This window comes from Bacillus sp. FSL R5-0434, from assembly GCF_038004745.1.
Lineage (GTDB): Bacteria > Bacillota > Bacilli > Bacillales > Bacillaceae > Bacillus > Bacillus halotolerans.
Genome location: NZ_JBBORV010000001.1, coordinates 4,094,316 through 4,109,873, shown reverse-complemented (window position 1 = coordinate 4,109,873; position 15,558 = coordinate 4,094,316). Strand labels below are relative to the sequence as shown.

Sequence of the window (15,558 nt, the reverse complement as noted above, 5' to 3'; positions counted from 1 at the left end):
ATCCCTGTCTCAAAAACGGGGGTCAGTCCCGAGCGGGATGCTTTTTTATTATTCTGCAATCGCGTCTGTTAACACAGGAACGACTTGTTTTTTACGAGAAACAACGCCTTTAAGAAGGGCTGTATTGTTTTCTAATGTGACGTTGAATGCTTTTTCCACTTTGTCCGCTTCGTTACCGATTGCAAGTGCAAGTGAATCGTTTTCTAAGATGTCTGTGATCACAAGAAGGAACAGATCAAGGTTCTTCTCAGCCACAACTTTAGAAATCACTGCTTCTAACTCAGCTTGGCGCTTTCTCACATCTTCAATATCCACTGTGTTGACTTGTGCGATTTCGACTTTTTTGCTGCCGAGTGTGAATTCTTTTGCATCAAGAGAAATCAGCTCTTCAACTGTTTTTTTGCTTAAGTCAGCGCCGGCTTTCAGCATGTTTAAGCCGTATTCTTCAGCATCTACGCCAGCGATTTCAGCAAGTTCTTTTGCTGCAGCTACGTCTTGATCAGTGCAAGTTGGAGATTTGAATAACAGAGAGTCAGAAATGATAGCAGACAGCATAAGGCCGGCAATTTCTTTCTCGATTGTTACGTTATTTTCTTTGTACATTTTGTTTAAGATTGTAGCAGTACAGCCGACAGGCTCAGCACGATAGTAAAGCGGCTCAGCTGTTTCGAAGTTTGCGATTCTGTGGTGGTCGATGACTTCAAGAACCTGAACGTCTTCAATATCCTTGATGCTTTGCTGGCGTTCGTTGTGGTCAACAAGGATAACGCCGTTCACTTCATTTGCAGCTGTTTCTACAAGACGAGGGCTTTCTTGTTTGAAGTAATCTAGCGCGTATTGTGTTTCGCCGTTGACTTGTCCAAGTCTGACAGGCTCAGCGTTGAAACCGAGTTTGTTTTTTAAATCAGCGTAAGCAATAGCAGAGCAAATCGTATCTGTGTCTGGATTTTGGTGTCCGAAAATAAGTATTTTTTCCATGATAACTCCTTATCCTTTTTTAAGTAGTGTAAACATTCTTTTTATAGTTTAACACGTCTTGCTGCGGGTGTAATCATGCAAACCCTTAAAAATTGATGTGAATAAAAAGCATTTTTTTTGAGTGGAAGAGGAAAGGTGTGTAAAATACTGGGTAGGTCAGTTACAAAATGATCTGTAGTATCAAAAAAGGTACTATTGGAGGGTCGAACATGAGCCGAAAAAACAATATTTATCCGAACAAAGAAGGCTGTCCAGTTGAATTTACACTAGATGTCATTGGCGGAAAGTGGAAAGGAATCCTTTTTTATCACATGATAGATGGCAAGAAACGGTTCAATGAGTTTCGCAAAATCTGCCCGAGTATTACCCAACGAATGCTGACCCTGCAGCTTCGGGAGCTTGAAGCGGATGGCATTGTTCATCGCGAAGTTTATCACCAGGTGCCGCCCAAGGTCGAGTATTCTTTGACAGAATTCGGGCGAACGCTTGAGCCGATTGTATTGCAAATGAAAGAATGGGGTGACGCCAACCGAGAAGTACTGGAGGCGCGTCGTTCGAACAGTTTATTAAAAGAACAGCAGAAGTAGCAGCAAAGGGAGAGCCTTTGCTGCTTCTTTTATTTCATCGAAATGGCTTTATTGGCGTTTCTGACGTCATTTTTTAACAGATCAGAAAGGTTGTAAGATGGGTAGTATCCATGCTGATACATGTATTGATAAACCTGCGCATGCAACTTAATGGCAGCGTTTAGCTGTTTGACAAGTACGGTTCTTAATTGAGGTGTTGCTGTTTCTGTAATTGCAATGGCATAGCTGCGGACAGATGTTTTGGCAAAGCCGAGCAGGTCACCGCTGTAAAATGGATTATCCGCGCGCTCTTCTTCTTCATCATCGCGAGGCATCGGCGCCTGAGGGAAGAACGGGAGAAGCTCTTTTAAGTTTTGCTCAACGGCCTGAATGGACACGCTATAAAGCTGTCTGAGCTGAGGATCTCTAACTTCTCTAATCATTTTCTTCAGTTTAATGAGCCCGTTTGCCTGAAAAGCAACCAGCTCATGCATCTCTAATGTTTCATGCCAAGCCAACGTTCTGCGTTCATCCATGTAACAAATCTCCTTTATCAATCAGATTCTGTATCAGCATATGCCCAACGTTCAATGTTGTTCATGATGTTTTGAAGTTTTTAAAAAGGGAAATTCACCTTATATAGGATACGGGTTGAGAACATCCAAAAAGAGGTGAAACACGATGTGGGACATGATAAAGAACTTTTTCTTGTTTAGCAGCGGCGTTCTGCAAGCAACAACCCTTTTACTTGTGATTTTAATATTTGTGTATGTCAGAAAAACGAAGAAGAAAAACAAAGAATCTTCTGGTTTTATGGATGATAAAGAATAAGAAGTGATGGGCATTCTTTTAAAGAATGTCTTTTCGTTTGCAATGTTTCACATGAAACATTGGCGTCATTTTACTTGCGATTTGGACTTATGTTAAAATATAAAAGTAATTTTAGAGATGATATGAAAACATTGGTGCAAAACATGTTGCGGCGATGAAAAAAAGAGCAGTCGTTTATGCTGCTCTTTTCTATTCGTATGTTCAGTATGATACGAGGTGACTAAGTGAAACAAACAAGAGCATTAATGGAAGGTGCTATTTTAATCAGTTTGTTTGCGATCATCACACTGTTGGTCGTTTATGTTCCATTGATTGGAACAATTCTGTTATTTGCACTGCCGCTGCCTATGATCCTTTATACGATCAGACACGGATTGAAATTAGGATTATGGATGGGCGCTGTCAGTCTTCCTGTTGTCTTTATTGTCGGGTCCTTTAACGGACTTATTGTAGCTTTTATGTCAGCTTGTGCGGGCATTGCCATGGGGCATTTTTTCAAAAAAAGAGAACCCGGTCATGCTATTATTTCGGGTGCCCTTATTTATATGCTTTGTATCGTGTTCTATTTTGTGATAAGCATTCAGTTTTTGGGTATCAATATCATTGATGAAGCAATGACACAATACCGGCAATCACTCGATATCGTTGAATCCGTTTTGAAACAATCGGGTAATGCTGAAGAGCTTGAGAAACAAATGAAACTGATGGAAGAACAATTGAGTACGGTTCAATATCTTTTTCCAACAGCTATCGTGATGGTAGGAGCCATTTTTTCTTTCCTCAGTTACCTTATCGCTAAGCCGCTCTTAAGGCGATTCTCCCCCGATATTCCTAGTCTAAAGCCTTTTAGAGAGTTGAAGTTTCCGCAAAGTGTTGTAGTGCTGTATTTGTTGATTGTCATTCTTTCATTTCTGCCTTTAGAAAAAGGCCAAATGCTGTACTCTATCGCTTTAAATGGGGAGTTTATACTCGGGTTTCTTATTTTTATCCAGGGTTTATCATTTATCTTTTTCTATTGCCATAAGAAAAAATATCCGAAGGCAGTCGCCGTCATTGCAGTCATTCTTGGTTTTCTGCATCCGATTTTTATGGCAGCCATTCGCATTTTAGGCGTTATGGACATGGGCTTTAACATAAGGAATAAGGTGAAGTGAATATGAGTTGTACTCACATGGTGGGGAGTGATAGAAATGCCAAGCTTTTATGAAAAACCGCTGTTTCGGTATCCCATCTATGCATTGATTGCTTTGTCAATCATTACAATCCTCATCAGCTTTTATTTTAACTGGATCATAGGAACCGTCGAAGTGTTGCTGCTTGCAGTTATACTGTTTTTTATAAAACGTGCGGATTCTCTTATTCGAAAAGAGATTGACGCTTATATTTCTACGTTATCCTACAGGTTGAAAAAAGTCGGTGAAGAGGCATTGATGGAAATGCCGATCGGCATCATGCTTTTTAATGATCAATACTATATAGAATGGGCAAATCCGTTTCTCTCTTCTTGCTTTAATGAAAGTACTTTAGTGGGGAGATCACTTTATGATACGTGTGAATCAGTTGTGCCGCTCATCAAACAAGAGGTAGAATCGGAAACGGTTACATTGAATGACCGAAAATTTAAAGTGGTCATCAAACGGGATGAGCGTCTGCTTTATTTCTTCGATGTGACGGAACAGATACAGATTGAAAAGCAATATGAAAATGAAAGAACTGTGCTGGCCTATATTTTCCTTGATAACTATGATGATGTGACGCAAGGATTAGACGACCAGACGAGAAGCACGATGAACAGCCAAGTGACATCTTTGCTCAACGCTTGGGCGCAGGAGTATGGAATATTCCTGAAAAGGACTTCATCAGAACGTTTCATCGCTGTGCTTAATGAACACATTTTAACCGAACTTGAAAATTCGAAGTTTTCGATTCTGGATGAGGTACGGGAAAAAACTTCATTTGACGGCGTTGCGCTGACCTTAAGCGTTGGTGTCGGAGCTTCGGTCTCATCGCTGAAAGAGCTTGGCGATTTGGCGCAATCCAGTCTGGACTTAGCACTGGGCCGCGGCGGAGACCAGGTAGCCATTAAGCTGCCAAACGGAAAAGTGAAGTTTTACGGCGGTAAAACGAACCCGATGGAGAAGCGAACAAGGGTGCGCGCCCGCGTGATTTCTCATGCTTTAAAGGAAATCGTTTCTGAAAGCAGCAATGTGATTATCATGGGTCACAAATTCCCCGACATGGATTCTATCGGCGCGGCGATCGGGATATTAAAGGTGTCACAGGCAAATAACAAAGATGGATTTATTGTGATTGATCCGAATCAAATCGGTTCAAGTGTGCAGCGCTTGATTGAGGAAATTAAAAAATATGAAGATCTGTGGTCAAGGTTCATTACGCCTGAAGAAGCGATGGAAATTGCCAATGACGACACGCTGCTTGTCATCGTGGATACACATAAGCCGTCGCTTGTCATGGAAGAACGGCTGGTAAACAAAATTGAACATATTGTGGTCATCGACCATCACCGCAGAGGCGAAGAATTTATCAGAGACCCGCTGCTCGTCTATATGGAGCCGTACGCTTCATCAACAGCGGAATTGGTGACAGAGCTGCTTGAGTATCAGCCGAAGCGCTTAAAAATCAATATGATTGAAGCAACCGCCCTATTAGCTGGTATAATAGTGGATACAAAGAGCTTTTCACTCCGCACTGGCTCGCGGACCTTTGATGCAGCTTCATATTTAAGAGCGAAAGGCGCCGATACGGTGCTTGTGCAGAAGTTCCTCAAAGAAACCGTTGATTCCTATATTAAACGGGCGAAGCTGATCCAGCATACGGCCCTCTATAAAGAGAACATCGCGATTGCGTCTCTGCCTGAGAATGAGGATGAATATTTCGATCAAGTGCTGATTGCGCAGGCTGCGGATTCACTGCTGTCGATGAGCGAGGTTGAGGCTTCATTTGCGGTAGCAAGACGTGATGAACAAACTGTTTGTATCAGTGCGCGGTCTCTTGGCGATGTGAATGTTCAGATCATCATGGAGGCGCTGGAAGGCGGAGGACATTTAACAAATGCGGCGACTCAGTTATCCGGCATTTCAGTAACAGAAGCGCTGGAGCGGCTGAAGGGCGCCATAGATGAGTATTTTGAGGGAGGCGTACAAAGATGAAGGTTATTTTCTTACAAGATGTAAAAGGAAAAGGAAAAAAAGGCGAAGTGAAAAACGTAGCAGACGGTTATGCGCATAACTTTCTGATTAAAAAAGGCCTCGCGGTAGAAGCGAACGCGTCAAACATCAGTGTACTAAACGGTCAAAAGCAGAAAGAGAAAAAAGAAGCCATCGCAGAGCTTGAGCAGGCAAAGAGCTTAAAAGAAACATTAGAAAAACTGACTGTTGAGCTCAGCGCGAAATCAGGTGAAGGCGGCCGTTTGTTCGGCTCTGTCACAAGCAAGCAAATTACTGAACAGCTTCAAAAAGACCATAACATCAAAGTGGATAAGCGGAAGCTGGAACTGCCGGACGGCATCCGTGCGTTAGGTTATACAAACGTTCCTGTGAAATTGCATCCTGAGGTGCAGGCTGTGTTAAAGGTACATGTGAAAGAAGAAGCTTAATAGAAAAGAGGCTTGGATTGATCCAAGCCTCTTTTTTTATTCTGCGAGATAAAGGGTTTGCTGGCTTTCTCCGCCAGGTCCACCTTTCATGCCTTGCTGGCTGCTTGTGCTGCTCGAGGAACTGCTGTACTCGTCAGAAGATATTTCTTGACCGTGTTTCTTGATCCAAGAAACGAGTTCAGTATTGCCTGAGTTAGTTTCTGACAGCAGGAAGTATTTCACTTTGCCCTCTTTGACTAGTTTTTTCAGATCAGAGACAGTCAGAATCGGATCTGTGCCGTTGAAGCCGCCGAGTGCCATGACAGATTCATCTGTATCGATGATATATGGCGCAGCCGTTACGGTTGTTAACGTAGCGAATAAATACTCTTCGCCGGTATTATGCTCTCTCAGATAAGACAGGAGACCGGTGTCCATTTCTGAGGAGAACATGTTTCCTCCGTTTGCCGAGCTTTTAAGCTGCGGGCCGGATTCAGGAAGAACGCTGTTGCCTCCGTATAAAAGCGGCGTTGCTGACCAGTAGATTGGTGCGAGGAGCAGCACACATAAGCTGACAATGATTAGCTGTTTGCTGCTTTTGAGCATGAGCAGAGCAATGGTGGTGCCGAGTCCTGCGAGTCCGAGTACATACATCCAACCACTGCCGATTTGGCTTGTATAAGCACTCAAAATATACACTTGGAATGCGGCTGTAATGAAGACGGCCGCTGGCAGCAGGCAGCTTGTCCAATCTTTATTGTTTTTGTATAGGCGGTACATTGTATACCATCCGATACCGGAAAGTGCGGCAATCGGCGGTGCCAGCATAATCAAGTAATACTGGTGGAAGAATCCCGCGATGCTGAAGAAACCTGCCACAGGTACAAGCCATGCTGTCCAGAATAGCGTTTCTTTCATTTCATTAGTCTGACCGCGACGATTACGGTACCAGCTGACAATTACACCAAGTAATCCGATCAATGCGAATGGAAGCATCCAGCTGATCTGGCCGGAAAGAGCAGATTGGAAGAGACGAAGCGGTCCTGCATCACCTGTGCCGAACATGTTCATGCTTTTTCCGCCGCCACCGCCGGGTCCTCCATTTCCGCCGTTTGGTCCGCCTGTTGGAGGTGTACCTCCGTCTCCATTAAAGGTGCCATTTTTTCCAGAAGGCGGCTGAGGAGCCTGTGCATTGCCCCCGAAGGAACCGGTGCTGTTTTGATTTCCATCTGCCTTGCTGTTTCCGTTCTCAGATGAAGAGGTTCCATCAGATGATTCATTGTGATTTGGCGCTTGCCTTGTGCCATTATTCTGCATGTTACCGCCGCCTGCGGCATTCATATCACCGCGTGCAAGGCCGGTGGTTTGCCCAAGCAGCCGCTCTGTGCCGTTATATCCGAAGGCGAGTTCTAACACAGAGTTTGTCTGGCTGCTTCCGATATACGGCCGGCTGGAGGAGGATGTTGAATCCACAATAACCGCCCATGAGAGCGATATACCGGTTAGGAGGATAAGAGACAGAATCAGCGATCCTGTTTTTTTCTTTAGTGAAATCCGAGAAGCAATCAGGTAGAATAACACAAATGCAGGCAATACCATAAAGGCTTGCATCATTTTCATATTAAATGCAAGGCCGATCAGGCCAAAAGCTGTCAGGAGCCAAACGAGCTTGCCTTGTTTGGCCGCCCGAAGCAGGCATGATGAACCGAGCAATAAGGTAAAGACAAGCATGCTGTCAATGTTGTTTGTCCGGCTGACGGCGACTGCGATCGGTGTCAGCGCCATGACAAGCGCGGCGGCGCGGGCCGCTCCAATGCCAAATGTCGGTTTGATCATTCTGTACAGAAGGAATACCGATCCAACCCCGGCGAGAGCCTGAGGAATGATGACACTCCACGTATGAACACCAAAGATCAGCGCGAAGATCGTTTGAATCCATAAAACAACAGGCGGCTTATCAACTGTTACAAATCCGGAAGGGTCAAATGACGCATAGAAGAAATTGTGGAAGCTTTGCGTCATGCTTTTCACCGCTGCCAGATAGTATTGGTTCGCAGCGTCATCCTGCCAAATGTGATAGGTGTTGAGAAAAGCCGTTGCAAGCAAAATAACAATAAGGACTGTGTCGAAACGTTTGGTTTTCATCGTTTTTCACCTCTTTATGATGTCTTATTGTAAAAAACAAATATGAAAAACTTATGAATAAACCATAAAGATTCAAAGAATGTCTGACAGTTTTTCCATAAAAAAAGAGGCAGAGACATCTTCCCCGCCCTTTTTCTACGCTGAATTTCTCTTTCTCTCTGTCTGAAGGACGTATCGATCGCGTCCTGCCCCGAGTCCTGCTGTTCCCATGACGATTAAAGCAGCAATAAGAAGCACAATCGGCATTGTCCATGAATGTGTCTGGTCAAAGAGATACCCGACAAAGATCGGTCCGACGGCTGCAAGAAGGTAGCCGAATGACTGTGACATGCCTGACAGCGCTGCAGCCTGATACGCATTTTCACTGCGGAGCCCAATGAGAGTGAGTGCCAGACTAATGCTGGAGCCTTGTCCGATACCGATAATCACCATCCAGATGGCAAGCATGGCATGGCTGCCGCCCGTTAATAATCCGCATAGACCGATCAGATAGACTGCGGTCAGCGCTGCAACGATCCCGCGCTGATGTTTCACGCGGTCAGCTAAAACCGGTGTCAGAAAAGTGGAAGGCAGACTCGCAAATTGCATGAGTGATACAAGCCATCCGGCGGTTGACGTATCAATCCCGTGTGAACGGAGAATCTCAGGAAACCAGGCGATACTGCTGTAAAATAAAAATGATTGCAGGCCCATGAAGATGGTGACGAACCATGCCACTTTGGAAGCCCAAATCGGACTGGTTTTAAGCTGCGGCGTCTGGTTGGACGCATCCCGATGTCGGAGCTGAGGTATCCAAATCAGCAAGGCTAGAAATGCTAAGCCTCCCCATAAAAGAAATCCCTGTTTCCATCCGCCATCCAACTGGGACGCTAAAGGAACGCTGATACCTGATGCTAAAGCAGCGAATATATTCATAGATGTCGTATACAGGCTGATCATGAGCCCTGGCTTTTCAGGGTATTTATGTTTGATTAAGCTTGGCAAAAGTACGTTTCCGATCGCAATTCCGATTCCGATGAGTGCCGTTCCGAAAAACAAAGCGGGGGTATAGCCGGCAGATCGAATCAAAACACCGATAAACAGTATCAGGAGACCAAGCCATAAGGTTCGCTCATTTCCGAGGCGCCGTCCGAGCTTAGGCGCGAGCGGAGAAAGAACGGCAAACGAAAGCAGCGGCAGTGCGGTCAAAAAACCCGCTGCCCCATTGGACATGTGCAGCTCGGTCCTGATGGAGCTGATGACCGGCCCGACTGAAGTGATTGCGGGTCTTAAGTTAAACGCGATAAAGATAATACCGGCAATCAGCCAAAACGATTGGATTTTTTTATTTTGTGGATGTGGCAAAGCAGTTACTCCTCTTTTCTAACATATACTTAATATCATTCCGATACATGTAAGCAAGTATGCGAGTGTAGGTTATGATTTGTCCTCTTTCTGCAATTCAGCCATTTTGGCAAGCAGAATATGTTGAGGCATATGCATGATCTGTTCAAGCGGCAGATTCAAAGACTCTGCAAGCTTTTGTGCAGTTTCAGCAGAAATTTGCAAAGGTCTCACAAAGATCCCTCCTCTCTTTTGTCCATTGTACAAGAATCAGATGTGAAACGTAAGAAGATATCACAAAGGGATGGTGCATTCGGAAAATGCCCCTTATAAAAGAGATAAGGAGGGTTCATCATGAACAAACCGTTATCATTATTAAAACAAATGCTGTATGAGCATCAGATAGACACAGAGAAAAATGTCACATTGGAAGAATATATTGCATTGCGGCATAAGCTTCAGGAGCTGATGGGGAAATTTGCTTCCTTTGAAGAGTGGGAGCTGTATCAAAAGGCGGCGGATCTTATGATGCGTATTGGATTCAAATGGATGGAATAGCGTGGTACGCGCTAAAAAAAGCCCCGCGGCAGCGAAGGCTTTCAGTTTGTTAGAAAGACAGTTCGTCTTCCACATTTTTATGCTGGTCATAAATCACAAGCTTTGCCGGGCTGTTCTCTTTGGCTACCTGCTTCGCTTTTTCAATAGCGGCGTCTTTTGAGGTGTATAAAGCTGTAGGCGCCACATTCTCCACTTTGATAAACCAGCCGTCCGCATCGACGTTGGGTGTTACGGCGTATTTTTTCAGCATCATTCATTCCTCCCTCAAGTTTTATCAGTTTTTTTCCCAGCCTGGCACTGTCCGAAACTATCCAATCTGCTGACTGAAAAAAATGGGAAACAAAGAATTTTTCTATTTTTTTTCTGGATAAATGGTAAAATGGAGTTTGGAGATTTTTTAATGAGAGGACGGTGCTTAGCATGACAGACCTTCTGAATGATCGGCTGCCGCCGCAAAATATAGAAGCCGAACAAGCCGTGTTAGGCGCTATTTTTTTACAGCCGTCTGCTTTAACACTGGCTTCAGAGGTATTGATTCCAGATGATTTCTATAGAATGTCCCACCAAAAAATTTATAATGCGATGCTGGTGCTCGGAGACCGCGGTGAACCGGTTGATTTAGTTACGGTGACGTCAGAGCTTGCCAACACGGACCTGCTGGAAGAAGTGGGAGGCATATCGTATCTGACTGATATCGCAAACTCGGTGCCGACAGCGGCTAACATAGAATATTACGCAAAGATCGTTGAGGAAAAATCAATTCTTCGCCGGTTAATCAGAACAGCGACAACAATCGCTCAGGACGGATATACCCGCGAGGACGAGGTCGAAGATTTACTCAGTGAAGCGGAAAAAACGATTATGGAAGTGGCGCAGCGCAAAAATACAAGCGCCTTCCAAAATATCAAGGATGTCCTTGTTCAGACGTATGATAACATCGAGCAGCTTCACAATCGAAAAGGCGATATTACCGGGATTCCGACAGGGTTTTCTGAGCTTGATCGGATGACTGCCGGATTCCAGCGAAATGACTTGATTATTGTGGCTGCCCGTCCGTCAGTAGGGAAAACGGCCTTTGCCTTGAATATCGCGCAAAACGTAGCGACGAAGACCGACGAGAGTGTAGCCATTTTCAGTCTTGAGATGGGTGCCGAGCAGCTCGTTATGCGTATGCTTTGTGCCGAGGGAAATATCAATGCCCAAAACCTTCGTACAGGAAATCTGACAGAAGAGGATTGGGGAAAGCTGACGATGGCGATGGGAAGCCTGTCCAACAGCGGAATTTATATCGATGACACACCGGGTATCCGTGTCAGTGAAATCCGTGCCAAATGCCGCCGTTTGAAGCAGGAAAGCGGTCTTGGCATGATTTTGATCGATTACCTGCAATTGATCCAGGGAAGCGGCCGTTCAAAAGATAACCGTCAGCAGGAAGTATCAGAAATTTCCCGTGAACTGAAATCGATCGCCAGAGAGCTTCAAGTCCCTGTTATCGCGCTTTCTCAGCTTTCGCGTGGCGTTGAGCAGCGTCAGGATAAACGTCCGATGATGTCTGATATCCGTGAATCAGGAAGTATTGAGCAGGATGCAGATATTGTCGCGTTCCTTTATCGTGATGACTACTATGACAAAGAAACTGAGAACAAAAACATTATCGAAATCATTATTGCCAAACAGCGTAACGGCCCGGTAGGAACCGTGTCTCTTGCGTTCGTAAAAGAATACAATAAATTCGTCAACCTGGAACGGCGTTTTGACGACGCAGGTGTTCCGCCCGGTGCGTAAACCCCAAGAGCTTCTTCTTGGGGTTTTTTTCATCCAAAAGACGGAGGAGAAACCAGCCACTTAGCTGATGTAAAAATGAAAGCGTTTTAATAAAATGAGACAAAAAGGAGAGGGTAACAATGAGAAAGCGTTTTTCACAATTTCATGCCGCACAAATTAGGATAGCAAGACCTACGGGCCGGCTTGATCAGATCATTCGCTTTTATGAAGAAGGGCTGGGCTTAAAACGAATTGGTGAATTTCATCAGCATAATGGGTTTGACGGAGTCATGTTTGGCCTCCCGCATACCGATTACCACTTGGAATTCACCGAGCATGACGAGGAAAGAACAGCCCCCGTTCCCCACCCAGACAGCCTGCTCGTCTTTTATGTGCCGAGCGAAGAAGAAATCAAAGCCATCACTGCAAAATTAAAAAACATGGGCTATCAGGAGGCTGAACCTGAGAACCCGTACTGGAGTCATGGAGGGGTGACGATAGAGGATCCAGACGGCTGGCGGATCGTGTTCATGAACACAAAAGGGATTTCAGGCAAGTGATTCTTTCTTCTGCTAAAGGATAAAAGTTTCATGAGCTTTTCAAGGCAAATCTTTAAGAAAACGCTTCTAAAGTCAATTAAAGCGAACGAATTTGGATTTACAAGAATTTAATGTTCGGATTTACAATTGACTTTCTGTTTCTTCACTGATAAACTTGATTTGTTTGAATAGAATCGTTTTTGAAAGGTTAACGGAGGTGCACGGACATGTCTTCAGTAGTTGTAGTAGGTACGCAATGGGGCGATGAAGGGAAAGGTAAAATCACAGATTTCCTGTCAGAAAATGCAGAAGTGATCGCCCGTTATCAAGGCGGAAATAACGCAGGGCACACCATCAAGTTTGACGGAGTCACATACAAGCTTCACTTAATCCCGTCTGGAATTTTCTATAAAGATAAGACGTGTGTGATCGGAAACGGAATGGTTGTAGATCCAAAAGCATTAGTCACAGAGCTTGCGTATCTTCATGAGCGCAACGTCAGTACAGATAACCTGAGAATCAGCAACAGAGCTCACGTCATTCTGCCGTATCATTTGAAGTTGGATGAAGTGGAAGAAGAGCGAAAAGGAGCAAACAAGATCGGCACAACGAAAAAAGGAATCGGCCCTGCTTATATGGATAAAGCAGCCCGTATCGGCATTCGTATCGCGGATCTGTTGGATCGTGACGCGTTTGCGGAGAAACTCGAACGCAATCTTGAAGAAAAAAACCGTCTGCTTGAGAAAATGTACGAGACAGAAGGATTTAAAATAGAAGATATCTTAGATGAGTATTATGAATACGGACAGCAGATTAAGAAATATGTCTGCGATACATCCGTTGTTTTAAATGATGCGCTTGATGAAGGCCGCCGCGTGTTATTTGAAGGCGCGCAAGGGGTTATGCTTGATATCGATCAAGGAACATACCCATTTGTTACGTCATCTAACCCGGTTGCCGGCGGTGTCACCATCGGTTCAGGTGTCGGCCCGACAAAAATAAAGCACGTAGTCGGTGTCTCAAAAGCCTATACGACTCGTGTCGGCGATGGTCCTTTCCCGACTGAGCTGAAAGACGAAATCGGCGATCAAATCCGTGAAGTCGGACGTGAATACGGAACAACAACAGGCCGCCCGCGCCGTGTCGGCTGGTTTGACAGTGTCGTTGTCCGCCACGCCCGCCGTGTCAGCGGAATCACAGATCTTTCATTGAACTCAATTGACGTGTTAACAGGTATTGAAACACTGAAAATTTGTGTGGCTTACCGTTACAAAGGAGAAGTCATCGAAGAGTTCCCTGCAAGCCTTAAAGCACTTGCAGAATGTGAACCGGTTTATGAAGAAATGCCAGGCTGGACTGAGGATATCACAGGTGCGAAGAGCCTTAGCGAGCTTCCGGAAAACGCGCGCCACTATCTTGAGCGTGTGTCTCAGCTGACAGGCATTCCGCTTTCTATTTTCTCTGTCGGTCCAGACCGTTCACAGACAAATGTCCTTCGCAGCGTGTACCGTGCGAACTAAGCAGAATACCCGCAAGCCCCTGTTTTCAGGGGCTTGTTTTTTGTTTGAAAACTGCAGATAAGTTGGTCTGAGAAAAAAATATGAAAAAAAACCAAAAAAGTTATTGCCACTTCTATTTGTTCGTGATATTATAAATCTCGTTGTTACGGAAACTGCTTCAATAGAGTACAAGATGAGAACTTGATCCAAGTCGTTTGCTCTATGAAAAATCCGGCATCTTAAGAGCCATTAGCTCAGTTGGTAGAGCATCTGACTTTTAATCAGAGGGTCGAAGGTTCGAGTCCTTCATGGCTCACCATTTTTGTGAAGGCCCGTTGGTCAAGCGGTTAAGACACCGCCCTTTCACGGCGGTAACACGGGTTCGAATCCCGTACGGGTCATTGATTTACTTTAGCGTTATTGCTAAATTCCTTATTTGTCTGCGAGAGTTGACACGACAGCTCTCCAGACAAATTACTGTAAGGTCCGGTAGTTCAGTTGGTTAGAATGCCTGCCTGTCACGCAGGAGGTCGCGGGTTCGAGTCCCGTCCGGACCGCCATTTTACTTTACTAAGTAGAGAAAAATAAATGATTTGGCTCGGTAGCTCAGTTGGTAGAGCAACGGACTGAAAATCCGTGTGTCGGCGGTTCGATTCCGTCCCGAGCCACTTACCAAACGCATCTGCAATCGTAGGTGCGTTTTTTCTTTATAAAAAAGATAAACATGCGGAGTGTTATAATAGAAGAAAAAGGGAGAACCGGCCCTGCGGCCGGTTCAAAGAAGAAGACGTCAATGAAAAGACGCACGCAGGTGAGGGGAGGTTTCATTTAAATTATCTTTTTTAAGAAAAGTTGAAAAACATGACAAAAGATAGACAACTGGTGGATGAAGGTGAAAAATGTGTTTTTTTCTAAACCTTTATTTTTTTTATCTTTTGACCTTAAACCGTTATAATAGACAAGGACCCATTGTTCTATTTGGGCCATAAGTGATGTAACGAATGTGATATAGATGAAATGAAGACCATTCGGCAGGAGGAAATCAAAAATGATGGATAAAAAGATCCTTGTAGTAGATGATGAAAAACCGATTGCAGATATATTAGAATTTAACTTAAGAAAAGAGGGCTATGAAGTGCATTGCGCCTATGACGGAAATGAAGCCGTTGAAATGGTGGAAGAGCTTCAGCCTGATTTAATACTTTTAGATATTATGCTTCCGAATAAAGACGGCGTTGAAGTATGCCGTGAAGTCAGAAAAAAATACGATATGCCTATCATTATGCTGACGGCTAAGGATTCAGAAATTGATAAGGTCATCGGGCTTGAAATCGGCGCGGATGACTATGTTACGAAACCATTCAGCACACGAGAGCTTTTAGCCCGTGTGAAAGCGAACTTGCGCCGCCAGCTGACAACAGCGCCAGCGGAGGAAGAATCATCTTCCAACGACATTCATATCGGCTCCCTCGTGATCTTCCCTGACGCGTATGTAGTGTCAAAACGAGATGAAACGATCGAATTAACCCATCGTGAGTTCGAGTTGCTGCATTACCTGGCAAAACACATCGGACAAGTCATGACACGTGAGCATTTGCTGCAAACAGTATGGGGCTACGATTACTTTGGGGATGTCAGAACGGTTGACGTAACAGTGCGCCGCCTTCGTGAAAAAATTGAGGACAACCCGAGCCATCCAAATTGGATTGTCACACGCCGCGGCGTCGGTTATTACTTGAGAAACCCAGAACAGGACTAAT

At 44.7% G+C, this 15,558-nt stretch carries 16 protein-coding genes and 4 tRNA genes; 14 read left to right on the top strand and 6 right to left on the bottom strand.

Going from position 1 to position 15,558, the window contains the following annotated elements; genetic code table 11:
• Nucleotides 1–48 precede the first annotated feature (48 nt).
• A complete protein-coding gene (locus NYE43_RS21345; RefSeq protein WP_010332614.1) occupies nt 49–978 on the bottom strand; it encodes a manganese-dependent inorganic pyrophosphatase in 930 nt (309 codons plus the stop codon).
• A gap of 209 nt (nt 979–1,187) precedes the next feature.
• Here NYE43_RS21345 and NYE43_RS21340 point away from each other — a divergent pair, with 209 nt between their 5' ends.
• Complete coding sequence (locus tag NYE43_RS21340; RefSeq protein WP_024123528.1) at nt 1,188–1,565, top strand: winged helix-turn-helix transcriptional regulator; 378 nt, start codon at nt 1,188–1,190, stop codon at nt 1,563–1,565.
• Between the two features lie 29 nt (nt 1,566–1,594).
• On the opposite strand, the gene NYE43_RS21335 is transcribed toward NYE43_RS21340, so the two are convergent.
• Entirely contained in the window at nt 1,595–2,080 is a 486-nt protein-coding gene (locus NYE43_RS21335) for a spore coat protein (RefSeq protein ID WP_024123527.1), read from the bottom strand.
• A gap of 145 nt (nt 2,081–2,225) precedes the next feature.
• Here NYE43_RS21335 and NYE43_RS21330 point away from each other — a divergent pair, with 145 nt between their 5' ends.
• The 4 genes from NYE43_RS21330 (at nt 2,226) to rplI (ending at nt 5,991) form a co-directional block, all read left to right on the top strand.
• Nucleotides 2,226–2,375, top strand: a complete 150-nt coding sequence (locus tag NYE43_RS21330) for a hypothetical protein (RefSeq protein ID WP_010332611.1) — start codon at nt 2,226–2,228, stop codon at nt 2,373–2,375.
• A gap of 224 nt (nt 2,376–2,599) precedes the next feature.
• Entirely contained in the window at nt 2,600–3,529 is a 930-nt protein-coding gene (locus NYE43_RS21325) for a YybS family protein (RefSeq protein ID WP_101859650.1), read from the top strand.
• A 36-nt stretch (nt 3,530–3,565) separates the two neighbouring features.
• A complete protein-coding gene (gdpP, locus tag NYE43_RS21320) occupies nt 3,566–5,545 on the top strand; it encodes a cyclic-di-AMP phosphodiesterase GdpP (RefSeq protein ID WP_024123525.1) in 1,980 nt (659 codons plus the stop codon).
• The gene (gene rplI, locus NYE43_RS21315; protein ID WP_010332608.1) at nt 5,542–5,991 is read left to right on the top strand and encodes a 50S ribosomal protein L9; all 450 of its coding nucleotides are present in this window, start codon (nt 5,542–5,544) and stop codon (nt 5,989–5,991) included. The genes gdpP and rplI overlap by 4 nt, the downstream gene beginning before the upstream one ends.
• Nucleotides 5,992–6,027: 36 nt before the next feature.
• Here the strand turns inward: rplI and NYE43_RS21310 are convergent, their stop codons facing one another.
• The 3 genes from NYE43_RS21310 to NYE43_RS21300 all read right to left on the bottom strand — a co-directional run bounded on the left by NYE43_RS21310 (nt 6,028) and on the right by NYE43_RS21300 (nt 9,672).
• Nucleotides 6,028–8,115, bottom strand: coding sequence for a glycosyltransferase family 39 protein (locus NYE43_RS21310; protein WP_341062666.1), 2,088 nt, complete (start codon nt 8,113–8,115; stop codon nt 6,028–6,030).
• 135 nt (nt 8,116–8,250) lie between these two features.
• A complete protein-coding gene (locus NYE43_RS21305; RefSeq protein ID WP_106019883.1) occupies nt 8,251–9,459 on the bottom strand; it encodes a CynX/NimT family MFS transporter in 1,209 nt (402 codons plus the stop codon).
• Nucleotides 9,460–9,531: 72 nt separating this feature from the next.
• Entirely contained in the window at nt 9,532–9,672 is a 141-nt protein-coding gene (locus NYE43_RS21300) for a YycC family protein (protein ID WP_003242786.1), read from the bottom strand.
• A 120-nt stretch (nt 9,673–9,792) separates the two neighbouring features.
• Between NYE43_RS21300 and NYE43_RS21295 the strand changes: the two genes are divergently transcribed.
• Nucleotides 9,793–9,996 carry a hypothetical protein gene (locus NYE43_RS21295; RefSeq protein WP_101859652.1) on the top strand — a complete coding sequence of 68 codons (204 nt, stop codon included), beginning with the start codon at nt 9,793–9,795 and terminating at the stop codon, nt 9,994–9,996.
• A 49-nt stretch (nt 9,997–10,045) separates the two neighbouring features.
• Here the strand turns inward: NYE43_RS21295 and NYE43_RS21290 are convergent, their stop codons facing one another.
• Complete coding sequence (locus NYE43_RS21290; protein WP_038954329.1) at nt 10,046–10,246, bottom strand: DUF2188 domain-containing protein; 201 nt, start codon at nt 10,244–10,246, stop codon at nt 10,046–10,048.
• A 170-nt stretch (nt 10,247–10,416) separates the two neighbouring features.
• Here NYE43_RS21290 and dnaB point away from each other — a divergent pair, with 170 nt between their 5' ends.
• The 8 genes from dnaB (at nt 10,417) to walR (ending at nt 15,557) form a co-directional block, all read left to right on the top strand.
• Nucleotides 10,417–11,781 carry a replicative DNA helicase gene (gene dnaB / locus NYE43_RS21285; RefSeq protein ID WP_010332602.1) on the top strand — a complete coding sequence of 455 codons (1,365 nt, stop codon included), beginning with the start codon at nt 10,417–10,419 and terminating at the stop codon, nt 11,779–11,781.
• 119 nt (nt 11,782–11,900) lie between these two features.
• Nucleotides 11,901–12,320 carry a VOC family protein gene (locus NYE43_RS21280; RefSeq protein WP_339235147.1) on the top strand — a complete coding sequence of 140 codons (420 nt, stop codon included), beginning with the start codon at nt 11,901–11,903 and terminating at the stop codon, nt 12,318–12,320.
• A 206-nt stretch (nt 12,321–12,526) separates the two neighbouring features.
• Entirely contained in the window at nt 12,527–13,819 is a 1,293-nt protein-coding gene (gene purA, locus NYE43_RS21275) for an adenylosuccinate synthase (protein WP_101859653.1), read from the top strand.
• Nucleotides 13,820–14,041: 222 nt separating this feature from the next.
• Nucleotides 14,042–14,117 (top strand) — tRNA-Lys (locus tag NYE43_RS21270).
• Between the two features lie 10 nt (nt 14,118–14,127).
• A tRNA-Glu gene (locus tag NYE43_RS21265) sits at nt 14,128–14,199 on the top strand.
• A gap of 82 nt (nt 14,200–14,281) precedes the next feature.
• Nucleotides 14,282–14,358: transfer RNA gene (locus NYE43_RS21260), tRNA-Asp, on the top strand.
• Nucleotides 14,359–14,393: 35 nt separating this feature from the next.
• A tRNA-Phe gene (locus tag NYE43_RS21255) sits at nt 14,394–14,466 on the top strand.
• Between the two features lie 383 nt (nt 14,467–14,849).
• Nucleotides 14,850–15,557, top strand: a complete 708-nt coding sequence (gene walR, locus NYE43_RS21250) for a cell wall metabolism DNA-binding response regulator WalR (RefSeq protein WP_010332599.1) — start codon at nt 14,850–14,852, stop codon at nt 15,555–15,557.
• Nucleotide 15,558 lies beyond the last annotated feature (1 nt).

Excerpts from the sequence above, each read along its gene's own strand:
- NYE43_RS21330 (WP_010332611.1), top strand. The coding sequence starts at position 2,226 with ATGTGGGACATGATAAAGAACTTTTTCTTGTTTAGCAGCGGCGTTCTG.
- gdpP (WP_024123525.1), top strand. The coding sequence starts at position 3,566 with ATGCCAAGCTTTTATGAAAAACCGCTGTTTCGGTATCCCATCTATGCA.
- dnaB (WP_010332602.1), top strand. The coding sequence starts at position 10,417 with ATGACAGACCTTCTGAATGATCGGCTGCCGCCGCAAAATATAGAAGCC.
- purA (WP_101859653.1), top strand. The coding sequence starts at position 12,527 with ATGTCTTCAGTAGTTGTAGTAGGTACGCAATGGGGCGATGAAGGGAAA.
- walR (WP_010332599.1), top strand. The coding sequence starts at position 14,850 with ATGGATAAAAAGATCCTTGTAGTAGATGATGAAAAACCGATTGCAGAT.
- NYE43_RS21295 (WP_101859652.1), top strand. The coding sequence starts at position 9,793 with ATGAACAAACCGTTATCATTATTAAAACAAATGCTGTATGAGCATCAG.
- NYE43_RS21340 (WP_024123528.1), top strand. The coding sequence starts at position 1,188 with ATGAGCCGAAAAAACAATATTTATCCGAACAAAGAAGGCTGTCCAGTT.
- rplI (WP_010332608.1), top strand. The coding sequence starts at position 5,542 with ATGAAGGTTATTTTCTTACAAGATGTAAAAGGAAAAGGAAAAAAAGGC.
- NYE43_RS21290 (WP_038954329.1), bottom strand. The coding sequence starts at position 10,246 with ATGCTGAAAAAATACGCCGTAACACCCAACGTCGATGCGGACGGCTGG.
- NYE43_RS21280 (WP_339235147.1), top strand. The coding sequence starts at position 11,901 with ATGAGAAAGCGTTTTTCACAATTTCATGCCGCACAAATTAGGATAGCA.
- NYE43_RS21345 (WP_010332614.1), bottom strand. The coding sequence starts at position 978 with ATGGAAAAAATACTTATTTTCGGACACCAAAATCCAGACACAGATACG.
- NYE43_RS21335 (WP_024123527.1), bottom strand. The coding sequence starts at position 2,080 with ATGGATGAACGCAGAACGTTGGCTTGGCATGAAACATTAGAGATGCAT.
- NYE43_RS21310 (WP_341062666.1), bottom strand. The coding sequence starts at position 8,115 with ATGAAAACCAAACGTTTCGACACAGTCCTTATTGTTATTTTGCTTGCA.